The 12,359-nt window shown below is 63.4% G+C and carries 7 protein-coding genes and 2 pseudogenes; 3 read left to right on the forward strand and 6 right to left on the reverse strand.

The window, feature by feature from the left end:
- Positions 1-44 precede the first annotated feature (44 nt).
- A complete protein-coding gene (locus MHI61_RS20625; protein WP_239792883.1) occupies positions 45-311 on the forward strand; it encodes a hypothetical protein in 267 nt (88 codons plus the stop codon).
- A 102-nt stretch (positions 312-413) separates the two neighbouring features.
- Complete coding sequence (locus tag MHI61_RS20630) at positions 414-2,474, forward strand: ATP-dependent helicase (protein WP_239790311.1); 2,061 nt, start codon at positions 414-416, stop codon at positions 2,472-2,474.
- Positions 2,475-2,646: 172 nt separating this feature from the next.
- Here MHI61_RS20630 and MHI61_RS20635 read toward each other — a convergent pair whose 3' ends face one another.
- From MHI61_RS20635 to mscL, 5 genes and pseudogenes are all read right to left on the reverse strand, one after another.
- Positions 2,647-3,585, reverse strand: coding sequence for an MBL fold metallo-hydrolase (locus MHI61_RS20635; RefSeq protein WP_239790312.1), 939 nt, complete (start codon positions 3,583-3,585; stop codon positions 2,647-2,649).
- A 239-nt stretch (positions 3,586-3,824) separates the two neighbouring features.
- Positions 3,825-4,878: pseudogene (locus MHI61_RS20640) on the reverse strand (enoyl-CoA hydratase/isomerase family protein).
- Between the two features lie 141 nt (positions 4,879-5,019).
- Positions 5,020-6,054, reverse strand: a complete 1,035-nt coding sequence (gene galE / locus MHI61_RS20645) for a UDP-glucose 4-epimerase GalE (protein ID WP_239790313.1) — start codon at positions 6,052-6,054, stop codon at positions 5,020-5,022.
- Positions 6,055-6,263: 209 nt separating this feature from the next.
- Positions 6,264-7,429 (reverse strand): annotated as a pseudogene (locus MHI61_RS20650) (pyridoxal phosphate-dependent aminotransferase).
- A gap of 121 nt (positions 7,430-7,550) precedes the next feature.
- Complete coding sequence (gene mscL / locus MHI61_RS20655; RefSeq protein ID WP_239790314.1) at positions 7,551-7,988, reverse strand: large conductance mechanosensitive channel protein MscL; 438 nt, start codon at positions 7,986-7,988, stop codon at positions 7,551-7,553.
- Positions 7,989-8,211: 223 nt separating this feature from the next.
- On the opposite strand from mscL, the gene MHI61_RS20660 reads away from it, so the two are divergent.
- Positions 8,212-11,715, forward strand: coding sequence for a PAS domain-containing hybrid sensor histidine kinase/response regulator (locus MHI61_RS20660; RefSeq protein ID WP_239790315.1), 3,504 nt, complete (start codon positions 8,212-8,214; stop codon positions 11,713-11,715).
- A gap of 2 nt (positions 11,716-11,717) precedes the next feature.
- On the opposite strand, the gene MHI61_RS20665 is transcribed toward MHI61_RS20660, so the two are convergent.
- A complete protein-coding gene (locus MHI61_RS20665) occupies positions 11,718-12,275 on the reverse strand; it encodes a TetR/AcrR family transcriptional regulator (protein ID WP_239790316.1) in 558 nt (185 codons plus the stop codon).
- Between the last annotated feature and the right edge of the window lie 84 nt (positions 12,276-12,359).

Here is a 12,359-nt window from a genome sequence, read left to right on the forward strand (position 1 = left end):
TGCGGCTTCCATATCTGGCTGCAGTCGAAAGAGGGATGACAATGATGAAAGTGCTGATGCCCGCCTTGTTTGCCGCAGCATTGTTGACCGGCTGCTCCTCGGCCGACAGCCAGGCGCTGGAACCCATTCCCGGCAGCATCACCTATGGCGGCCAGCCGCGAACGAAGCTGACCAAATCGCCGGTCGGCAGCGTTGTCTACAATCAGTTCTATAACGAGAGCGGCCAGCGCGTGGAGGAAACCTATATTCTTCAGCCGGACCGCAGCCTGAAGCTGGTGCGGCGCGTGGTGGGGCCGGATTTCCCCGAATGAGACTTGCGCCGTTCCAGGCTTGACAGCGACTGAAATCGCGAACATTCAAGGAACATCTAATCTTCTCGCAGTGATTCTGCGGGAGCCCGACCGGACGGCTGGATGTATCTCGAAAAGCTCAATCCCCAGCAGCGCATGGCCGTCGAGCACGGCACGCTCACCGACGGCAGCCATATTGCCGGGCCGCTGCTGGTCATCGCCGGTGCCGGTTCCGGCAAGACCAACACGCTGGCCCATCGGGTCGCCCATCTGATCGTCAAGGGCGCCGATCCCCGCCGCATCCTGCTGATGACCTTCTCGCGCCGGGCGGCCGCCGAAATGGCGCGGCGCGTCGAGCGCATCTGCCGCGATGTGCTCGGTTCGAATGCCGGCGTCATGGCCGACGCGCTTCATTGGTCCGGCACTTTCCACGGCATCGGCGCGCGGCTGCTGCGCGACTATGCCCAGCAGATCGGCCTCGATGCCGATTTCACCATCCATGACCGCGAAGACAGCGCCGACCTGATGAACCTGATTCGGCACGATCTCGGCTTCTCCAAGACGGAAAGCCGGTTTCCGGCCAAGGGCACCTGCCTTGCCATTTATTCCAGGGCGGTGAATTCGGAGACGGCGCTCGACCAGGTGCTGCGCGACGCCTTTCCCTGGTGCGCGGCCTGGGAAAAGCAGCTGCGCGAGCTTTTCGCCTGCTATGTCGAGGCCAAGCAGAGCCAGAACGTGCTCGATTACGACGACCTCCTGCTCTACTGGGCGCAGATGGTCGGCGAGAGCGTGATCGCCGAGGATATCGGCAGCCGCTTCGACCATGTGCTGGTCGACGAATATCAGGACACCAACCGGCTGCAGGCCTCGATCCTGATGGCGCTGAAGCCCCAAGGCCAGGGGCTGACCGTCGTCGGCGACGATGCGCAGTCGATCTATTCCTTCCGTGCGGCGACGGTGCGCAACATCCTCGATTTTCCCGCAGCCTTCAGCCCGCCCGCCAATATCGTCACCCTCGACCGCAACTATCGCTCGACGCAGCCGATCCTGACAGCCGCCAATGCGGTCATCGATCTCGCCTCGGAGCGCTTCACCAAGAACCTCTGGACCGAGCGGCAATCGGCCGAGCGGCCGCGCCTCGTCACGGTGCGCGACGAGGCCGATCAGGCGCGTTATGTCGCCGACAAGGTGCTCGACAATCGCGAAGAGGGCCTCAAGCTCAAGCAGCAGGCGGTGCTCTTCCGTGCTTCGCATCACAGCGGGCCGCTGGAGGTCGAGCTGACCCGGCGCAACATTCCGTTCGTCAAGTTCGGTGGGCTGAAATTTCTCGACAGCGCCCATGTCAAGGACATGCTGGCAGCCCTTCGCTTCGCGCAGAACCCGCGCGACCGGGTGGCGGGTTTCCGGCTGATGCAGATCCTGCCGGGCGTCGGGCCGTCGACGGCGCAGAAGGCGCTCGACCTGATGGCCGAGGATGCGAGCCCGCTGACGGCGCTCGCCGCCATGCCGGCGCCGCCGCGCTCCGGTGAGGACTGGACGGCATTCGTTGCCATGCTGCAGGAGATGAAATCCGGCAAGGCCGGCTGGCCGGCGGAAATCGAGCTGGCGCGGCAATGGTACACGCCGCATCTGGAACGGCTGCATGAGGACGCGGCTACGCGGCAGGCCGATCTCCTGCAGCTCGAGCAGATTGCCGGCGGCTATGCCTCGCGCGAGCGTTTCCTCACCGAACTCACGCTCGATCCGCCGGATGCGACCAGCGACCAGGCCGGCGTGCCGCTGCTCGATGAGGATTATCTCATTCTCTCGACCATCCATTCCGCCAAGGGCCAGGAATGGACGAGGGTCTTCATGCTGAACGTCGTCGACGGCTGCATTCCGAGCGATCTTGCCGTCGGCGCCACCGCCGAAATCGAAGAAGAGCGCCGGCTGCTCTATGTGGCGATGACGCGCGCCCGCGACGGTCTCGACCTCGTCGTGCCGCAGCGCTTCTTCACCTACGGGCAGAACGCGCAGGGCGACCGGCACGTCTATGCCTCGCGCAGCCGCTTCATTCCGGCGACCCTGCTGCAATTCTTCGAGGCCTGCAGCTGGCCGCAGGTGAAATCGGATGCCGCCGCTCAAGCGCAGGCGCGGCAGGTGCGCATCGATGTCGGCGCCCGCATGCGCGGCATGTGGCGCTAGAACAGGATGATTTTAGGCCCGGTCGGCCTAAATCTGAATCCTGTTCTGAATTAAAGAGTTAGAGCATGATGTCGCCCGAAAACCGCTCACACTTTTCGGCATCATGCTCTGAGCGCCGCACGGATTCCGATCCATGCGACGCGCTTTGGTTCGGCCCTGACCTGGCAGGCGCTCAATAGTCCCAGAACACCGGCACCCAACGGAAGACGTCACCGTCGACCGCCACCCGGCCGACTGACGGGAACGGCAGGTGGGTGGCCACCAGCTGTTCGCCGTTCGCCGCCAGCTCCCTGAGAAGATCGATGCGAACGCGAGCGGCCTCCTCGGGATCGTGTTCGAAACCATTGTACCAGTCGGGGTGCTCGAACCCGACCGCGAACACGGCATCGCCGGCAAATGTCAGGCGGTCACCGCCGGATGCCAGCCGGACCACGCTATGTCCGGGGGTGTGGCCGCCGGTGCGTTGGACGATCACACCCGGCGCCACTTCGGATCGCTCGTCGAACAGCTTGAGATAGCTGCCGTACTCGCTGAGGAACCGCTTTGCCGTTGCCCGAAGCGCATCCGGAAAGCCGGGCGGCATGGACACATGGCTGAAATCGGGCGCCTCCCAGAACTTGGCCTCTGCGGCCGCCACGTGGATCCTGAGATCAGCACGCAACCGGTCCTTCACGCCATCGACCAGCAGCCCGCCGATGTGATCCATGTGCAAGTGGGTAAGTACCACGTCGGTCACCGATGTCAGATCGATGCCGGCGGCTTCCAATCGCTTGATCAACTGCCCGGCGCGCGGCAAGTTCAAGTCCGGATCCAAGCCAAGCCCCGCGTCAATGAGGATGGTCTGCCCGCCGCTGCGCACAAGGACCACGTTCAACGCCCAGTCGAAAGCGTCTCGCGGCAGGAACATATCGTCCAGCCAGACTGCCCGGTCAGCCGCGTCGGCGTTGTGTCCCAGCATCGCAGTCGGGAGCGGCAACACGCCATCGCTGATGATCAGCACTTCAATTTCACCGATCCGCACCGCATAGCGCGACGGAACCAACTCTTCGGGCTTCGGCCTGCCAGGCTCCTGCTGACCGGTCGTACGGGGTTTTGCTTCTGCCTGCGACATGATGCGCTCCTGTTTTGCGTGATCGAGAGATGTCGGTTAGGGGTCACGTCGCGGACACTATGTCGGGGCGTGCTGACGGTCGATCAGGTCAAGGGAGAGGAAAGGCTACGCCTTAGGATAGGCCAGCCCATAGCTTCAACGGGCCGTCGCGAAGGTTTGGTGGTGAAGAGGCTGGCTTGAAGAAGAATCGGTTATCGCCCGCCGAACTGTGCCTGCACTCAGTATTCAGAGGTGCGGCGTCAGAGCGAAAGCGGCGGGTCGGCCGGTTTCAGGAAACGCTCTAGGATTGCCGGCTCCACGGCCTCGACTGACGCCGGCGACCATTTCGGATTGCGGTCCTTGTCGATGACGGCGGCACGGATGCCCTCGAAGAAATCCGGGTTGTGCAACATCTGCAGGCAGGCGCCGAGCTCACGGAGGAGGCATTCGGCGAGCGACGCGCTGCGGCGGCCGGCTCTCAGCAGATGCAAAGCGAGCTTCAGGCTGGTCGGCGAGCGCGTCAGCAGTACGCGGTGCGTCTCGGCGCCGAAGTCTCCCGCCTCTCGGCCGAGCGCCGCGAGGATCTCCTCGACGCTGTCGAAACAAAACGCACGGTCGATCAGCGCTGCGTTCTGCCGCAGCCGGCTTTCACCCTGAGGTTCCGCAAACGCCTGCAAGGCGGTATCGACATCAATCGACGAACTACCGCATGGTAGTGTGGACAGCGCATCGATCACCTCGCCGAGTTCGCGAGGAAGCGATCTGACGATCGGCGAGCCCGGCATGGATCGCGTCGGCGGCGTCGATATCGAGCCCGGTCAGGCCGAGCCATGTTCCGGCTTCACCCGGTGCCTGCGGCAGCAGCCAGGTGGCGCCGACATCGGGGACATAGCCGATGCCGGTTTCCGGCATCGCCAGCCGGGTGCGCTCGGTAACGATGCGGTGGCGGCCATGCGCGGACAGGCCGACGCCGCCGCCCATGGTGATGCCGTCCATCAGCGCGACATAGGGTTTGGGGTAGACGGAAATCATATGGTTGAGACGGAATTCCTCCCGCCAGAAGGTTCCGGCGAGGCCGTCGCCGGCCTGGGCGCTCTCATGCAGGGCGCGGATATCGCCGCCGGCGCAGAAGCCGCGTTCGCCTTCCCCCGTTACCACGACAGTCGCCACGTCGGCATCGCGGGCAAAGCCGTCAAGCGCCTCGGTGATCGACCGGATCATCGCCATCGTCAGGCTGTTCAGCGCCCGCGGCCGGTTGAGCCGGATGATGCCGGCAGCGCCTCGCCGCTCGATAATGACTTCGCTGTCCTGCATGGTTCACCTCCCCTGTTCCGGCCTTTCCTGGTCAGATTGAAACATTCTGCCCGGGAGGCTTGAAACCATGCATAGACGACGATGCGGCATCGCTCCAGAGCATTTCCGGCAAGCCTGTAAACAGGCTGCCGTCGCGCACCGTCAGAATGATGCGGCGGCAAGCGCCCGGTGGATGCTGTGCAGGTCGTCGACATTTCTGTTCGACAGGAAGAGCTCCCAATCGAGCGAGCTCTGAACGATGGTCTCAAGCGAATCGTGGCGGGGCTTCCAGTCGAGCACTTGGCGGGCGAGCGAAGCATCGGCGACGACGCTTGCCGAATCGCCGGGGCGGCGCGGCGCCATGTGGATCTTGAAGGAATGCCCGTGCAGGCGGGTGACCATGTTCAAGACGTCGAGCACCGAATAGCCGCTGCCATAACCGCAATTGGCAACAAGCGAGCCTTTGTCCCTGCGCAGATGCTGCAGTGCTTTCAGATGGGCATCGGCAAGATCGGTGACATGGATGTAGTCGCGCACGCCGGTACCGTCATGGGTGGGGTAGTCGATGCCATAGACATGGACACTGTCGCGTTTGCCGAGTGCTGCCTCGCAGGCGACCTTGATCAGATGCGTGGCGCCTGCGGTCGACTGGCCGGTGCGGCGATCGGGGTCGGCACCGGCGACGTTGAAGTAACGGAGCGCGACATAGTTGAAATCATAGGCGGCGGCGGCATCGCGCAGCATGAATTCGGTCATCAGCTTCGACTGGCCGTAGGGATTTTCCGGTTTGAGGGAGGCATTCTCCTTCACCGGCAGGTCGTTCTGCTGCTGACCGTAGACGGCCGCCGTCGACGAGAAGACGAAATTGCGGATGCCGGCCTTGATCGCGGCGGAGAGAAGCGCCCGCGTCTTGCCGGAGTTGTTGTCGTAATAGGAAAGCGGATCGGCGACCGAGACCGGGACGACGGCGGAGCCGGCGAAATGGATGATCGCCTCGATGTCGTTTTCGATGAAGATCTTCTTCAAGATGTCGGGATCGGCAATGTCGCCGAGGTAGAAACGCGCCGCCGGCGCCACGGCCCAGCGAAAGCCGGTGGACAGGCGATCGAGCACGACCACATCCTCGCCCGCATCGATCAGCGCCCAAACCATGTGACTGCCGATATAACCGGCCCCGCCCGTCACCAAAACCGCCATGTCCCACACCCCTGCTTTCGCTTTTTAGAAGCAGGGGCATCAGGCGCCGGTTTTTCTTTCCAATTTTCTTATCGCAGGGCCGTTCGGGACCCTTTCAACGCTTATGTTTGGAGTTCGTGGTTAGAGGCCGATTTCGGGCTTTGCTCAAGTTTTAGCGATCCGGCCGTTCCGGCGCAAAATCGGCCCGGCGCGCGTCCTCGCCGGCCCTCTCAGAGTTTGACGATATAATCGCAGAGACGCTCGGCAGCGACCGCTATCTGGCCGGGGTCGCGCAGGAAACAGGCGCGCAGGAACAGCTCGCCACCGGCGCCGAAAGCGGTTCCGGGGCGAGACCGACACCCGTCTTGTCGACGATGTCGATGGCGGCCCTGCGGCTGTCGGTAACCCCGTCGATCTTCAGGAAGGCATAGAGCGCGCCGTCCGGCTTCAGCGTCTCGACGCGGTTGGTGGCAATCAGCGCATCGCAGAGGATGTCGCGGGAACGGGCGGCCTTGGCGATGTTGGCGCGCACGAAATCATCGCCTTGATCGAGCGCCGCGACGGCGCCCTTCTGCATGAACTGCGCCACGCCCGATGTCGAATATTGGATGAGGTTTTCGAGCACCTGTCCCATCTCGGGCGGAGCGACGATCCAGCCGACGCGCCAGCCGGTCATCGACCAGTTCTTCGAGAAGGAATTGACGAAGATGATTTTGTCGCCCTCTTCCATGATGTCGAGGAAGGAGGGCGCTCGGCCGCCGGCAAAGTGATAGAGCGCGTAGATTTCATCCGCCATGATCCAGAGATCATGTTTGCGGGCAAGGGCGAGGATTTCGCCGAGATCCTTTTGGGTCGCGGTCCAGCCGGTCGGGTTCGAGGGCGTATTGATGAAAAGACCCCGGGTCTTTGGCGTGATCGCGGCTGCGAGGCGGTCGAGATCGAGCCCCCATTTGCCGCCCTCGAACTGCAGTTCGACGCCGACGGCGCGCGCGCCGGCGATTTCGAGCGCCGCGGCGATATTCGGCCAGGCCGGGGTGAGATAGACGAATTCGTCGCCGGGCGAGGTCAGCGCCTGCACCGAAAGCTGGATTGCCTGCATGCCGGAGCCGGTGACATAGAAATGCTCGACCGGCAGTCGGACGGAAAAATGCCTGAAGTAATAATCCGACAGCGCCCGGCGAAGCTCGGGAATGCCGCGCTGCCAGGTGTAGAAGGTTTCGCCGGCGGCAAGCGCCTCCATCGCCGCCCGGCTGATGAAATCGGGCGTTGGCAGATCACCTTCACCCACCCAGAGCGGCAGCAGGCCTTGCCGGCCGCGGGCATAATTGACGACTTCGACGATCCCGCTTTCGGGCGCCGCTACGGCGCGCGGACTGAGGCTGTTCATGATCGACATGCATATCTCCGGTTTCCGCCTTCATAGAAGATTTATGCCGGCAAATCCTATGATATCCAGTGATGGCATATCGATTTTCGTGATGGATGCGGCCGGCCGGATCGGCAGGCCGCAGGCCCGGTCAGACCGCCGGGCGCGTGGCGAGGAGATCGCGGATCTCCGTCAGCAGCTGAACATCCGCCGGCGGTGGGGGCAGCTCTTCCGGTGCGGCCTTTTCCTGGCGCTCGACCTGCAGGCGCAGATAATTGACGCCCTTGACCATCAGGAAGATGATCCAGGCCAGAATCAGGAAGTTGATGAGAACGGTGAGGAAGCTGCCATAGGCAAATACCGCGCCCTGGGCGCGGGCGGCGGCAAGTGTGGGCGCGTTAACGGCCGAGGACAGTGGCAGGAAGTAATTCGAAAAATCGAAGCCGCCCATAATGGCGCCGACAATCGGCATGATAAGGTCATCGACCAAAGATTTTACGATGCCGCCGAAGGCGCCGCCGATGATGACGCCGACCGCAAGATCCATGACATTGCCGCGGGCGATAAAGGCCTTGAACTCATTGAGCATCCGATCCGTCTCCCTTCGATCCATTTCAGAGATATGCAGTTGTTTTCATTAGCTACATCTTCATTGCAATTAATCAATTGCAAATCGCAATAATCGGGCCGAAGCCCGCCGTGCAGCCTTTGACTTAAGGCGTAGACCGGCGGGAATTTTCAAGGCTCCTGAAATGACTTAAGCTCACCTGCATTGCGGGAGGTGCCGGCGGCTTCTCGCCGGCGGAGAGTCAATGCTTCCAGGCTGGGTCATATTCGCGTCTGCCTTCGGCTATCTGCTGCTGCTTTTCGCCGTGGCCAGCTATGGCGACCGCAAGAACCGCGGCCCGGGTGCGCTGGAAGGCGGATGGCCCGTCGTCTATGCGCTGAGCCTGGCGATCTACTGCACCTCCTGGACCTATTTCGGCAGCGTCGGGCTTGCCGCGCAACGCGGCCTGGAATTTGCCGGCATCTACATCGGTCCCATTCTGGTCTTCACCCTCGGCATGCCGCTGCTTCGCCGCATCATCGAGCTTGCCAAGGCGGAGAAGCTCACCTCGGTCGCCGATTTCGTCGCCGCGCGCTACGGCAAGAACCCGACGGTCGCCACCATCGTCGCGCTGATCTCGCTGATCGGCACCATTCCCTATATCGCGCTGCAGCTGAAGGCGATCTCCAGCACCGTCAGCGCCATGGTCAATCCGTCCGATTACGGCATCGGCAGCGGCAATCTCTACTTCCTCGACCTGCCACTCGCCGCGACGCTGGTGCTTGCCTGCTTCGCCGTCATGTTCGGCACGCGGCATACGGATGCGACGGAACACCAGGACGGCCTCATCCTTGCCGTCTCGATGGAATCGGTGGTCAAGCTGGTCGCCTTCCTGACGGCCGGCGTCTGCGTCATCTGGTTTCTCTTCGACGGTCCCGCCGATCTCTGGCAGAAGACCGTCGAAAACAGCTTGGTCATGTCGGCGCTGAATTACCATACGCCGATCAGCCGCTGGATCACCCTGATCATGCTGTCGGCTTTCGCCATCATCCTGCTGCCGCGGCAATTCCACGTAACGGTCGTGGAAAACCGGACGGCGAAACAGCTGAAACTCGCGGGCTTCCTGTTTCCCACCTATCTCGTCGCGATCAATCTCTTCGTACTGCCGGTGGCGATCGGCGGGCTGCTGACCTTCGGCGGCGCCGGCAATGCCGATTTCTACATGCTGTCGCTGCCGCTGGCCGGCGAGATGCCTGTGGTCACACTGATCACCTTCATCGGCGGCTTTTCTGCCGCAACGGCGATGGTCATCGTCGATTCCGTGGCGCTGTCGATCATGGTGTCGAACGACATCATCATGCCGATCTTCCTCAGGCGCAAACTCGCCGGCCGCACCGGCCAGCGCGACGATTTCGCCAAGACGCTGCTCAACATCCGCCGCAGCGCCATCTTCGCCGTGCTGCTGTTCGGCTATGCCTATTACCGCTCGACCGACAGCACGGCCGGCCTTGCCTCGATCGGCCTTCTCTCCTTCGCTGCGATCGCGCAGATCGCCCCTGCCCTGTTCGGCGGGCTGATCTGGCGGCGGGCGAATGCGCGCGGCGCCATCCTCGGGCTGACGTCCGGCTTCGTCATCTGGGTCTATCTGCTGTTCCTGCCCTCGCTCGGCGGCCCCGATTATTCCTATGTGGCAAGCGCCGTGCTCGGCTTCATCTTCCCCGGCGCGACGCTGTTTACCGCGCCCGACGCCGATCCGCTGGTCAATGCGACGGTGATGAGCCTGCTCGTCAATACCGCCTTCGTCATCGTCGGCTCGCTCACCCGCAATGCCAGGCCGCTGGAACGCATCCAGGCCGGCATCTTCGTCAAGCGCCACTCGCGTTCGCAATTTGCCACGCGCGGCTGGAAGACCCGCATCAGCGTCGGCGACCTCAAGGCAGCGATCTCGCGTTATCTCGGCGAGGAGCGCATGCAGCGCTCGTTGACGACCTATGAGCAAGGCTCCGGCCGCAAGCTGGAGGACGAACAGCCGGCCGACATGGCGCTGATCCATTTCAGCGAACAGCTGCTCGGCAGCGCCATCGGCTCATCCTCGGCCCGCCTGGTGCTGTCACTGATCCTGCAGAAGATCGAGGATGCTTCTTCCGACACCGCCTGGCTGCTCGACCAGGCGAGCGAGGCGCTGCAATATAACCAGGACATGCTGCAGACCGCGCTGTCGCAGATGGACCAGGGCATTGCCGTCTTCGATAGTTCCAACCGGCTGACCATCTGGAACCGGCGCTTCCGGCAATTGCTCGATCTGCCTGAGAATGCCGGTCAGGTCGGCTTTCCCCTCGCCGAGATCGTCACCATTCTCAGCCAGCGCGGCGACATCGCGCCCGGCGATCAGCAACAGACGGTGCGGCACTTCCTGACGCTCGACAAGCCCTTCTCGCTGGTGCTCGGCGGCGGCGAGCGGATCATCGAGGTGCGCTCCAACGCCATGCCCGACAAGGGCATCGTCGCCACCTTCACCGACATCACCCAGCGCGTCAACGCCGACCAGGCCCTGAAGCAGGCGAACGAGACGCTGGAGCAGCGCGTCGCCGAACGCACGGCCGAGCTTACCCGCGTCAACCGCCAACTCGCCGAGGCGCGGGCCGCGGCCGACGAGGCGAACATCGGCAAGACCCGCTTTTTTGCCGCCGCCGGCCACGACATCCTGCAGCCGCTCAACGCCGCCAGGCTCTATTCTTCCGCACTGGTCGAGCGCATGGCGCAATCGGACAACAGCCCGATCGTGCGCAACATCGACTCCGCGCTGGAATCGGTCGAAACCATTCTCGGCGCGGTGCTCGATATCTCCAGGCTCGATACCGGCGCCATGCGGCCGCGGCTCGCCTCCGTCGCGCTTTCCGACCTCTTGGAGCGGATCGAGACCGATTTTGCGCCGATCGCCCGGGAAAAGCGGCTGAAGCTGGTGGTTATGCCGACATCGCTGCGCGTCCGCTCCGACCCCAACCTTCTGCGCCGGCTGGTGCAGAACCTCGTTTCCAACGCCATCAAATACACGATCACCGGCAAGGTGCTGGTCGGGGCGCGGCGGCGCGGCAATCAGGTGATCATCCAGGTGATCGATTCCGGCATCGGCATTCCGCCGTCGAAATTCCGCACCGTGTTCAAGGAATTCGCGCGGCTGGACGAAGGGGCGAAAACCGCTTCCGGCCTCGGACTCGGCCTTTCGATCGTCGACCGCATCGCCCGCGTGCTCAACCATCCGGTCGAGCTGCAGTCGACGCATGGCAGGGGCACGGAATTCCGCATCGCCATACCGCTCGACATCTCGCGCCCGGCCGAAGCCGTCGCGGCCATTGCGCCTGCCGACCGACCGTCACAGCCGCTCAAGGGGCTGAAGGTGCTGTGCATCGACAACGAGCCGAAAATCCTCGAAGGCATGCGGTTGCTGCTGAGCGGGTGGGGCTGCGAGGTGACGGCGGTGCATTGCCTGGCCGATGTGATCGCAGGCGACGGCCGTGACGGACCGCCGGATCTCGCCATTGCCGATTATCATCTCGACGACGGAACCGGCATCGCCGCGATCCTGCATCTGCGCCGGCAGTTCGGCGCCGATATCGCCGCCTTGCTTGTTACCGCCGACCGCACGCCGGAGGTGCGCGGCGAGGCCGAGCGGCACGACATCGCCGTCCAGCACAAGCCGGTGCGGCCGGCGGCGCTACGCGCCTACATCACCCAGATTTCCGGGTTGAAACGCGCGGCCGCGGAGTAGGCTCAGCTCGCAGATTGCATGGCGCGCGCCACCAGGGCACGCACCCGCGCGGCATCCGGCACATCGCCGAACAGGATGCGATACATGATCGGCGCCACGAGCTCATCCATGGCGCGGTCGACATCGGGAAAGGCCTCACCGCGCGCCTTTGCCCTCTCGGCGATGACGGCGATCTGCTGGCGGGTATATTCGCAGCATTTGCAGGCATTTGCGCCTGCCTGCGCCGCCAACACGTCGCGGATCATCTCGCGGCCCGGCCCGGAGGACATTTCCTCGGCATATTGCTCGGCCCAGGCTTCGAGATCGGCTTTGCCGCTGCCGGCATCGACCGGCTGCATATCCGGGCGCAGCCGCTCGACGGCAACGTCGGCGAGAAGCTCCTGCAGGTCACCCCAGCGGCGATAGATCGTCGACGGCGTCACACCCGCCCTAGCAGCGATCAACGGGATCGTCACCTCCGCGCGGTTCATCTCGGCTAGGAGCTCGCGGACAGCCTTGTGCACCGAGGCCTGAACCCGGGCGCTTCTGCCGCCCGGCCGGAGATTCTCTTTCGCTGCCATTCCTGCGCCCGCCCCCAACACTTATGGTTCAAAATCTTTGACAGAACCATAAACGCAAATAGTTTGCCTTTACGATGCATTCGC

This window comes from Rhizobium sp. K102, assembly GCF_022385315.1.
Classification (GTDB): Bacteria; Pseudomonadota; Alphaproteobacteria; order Rhizobiales; family Rhizobiaceae; genus Rhizobium; species Rhizobium croatiense.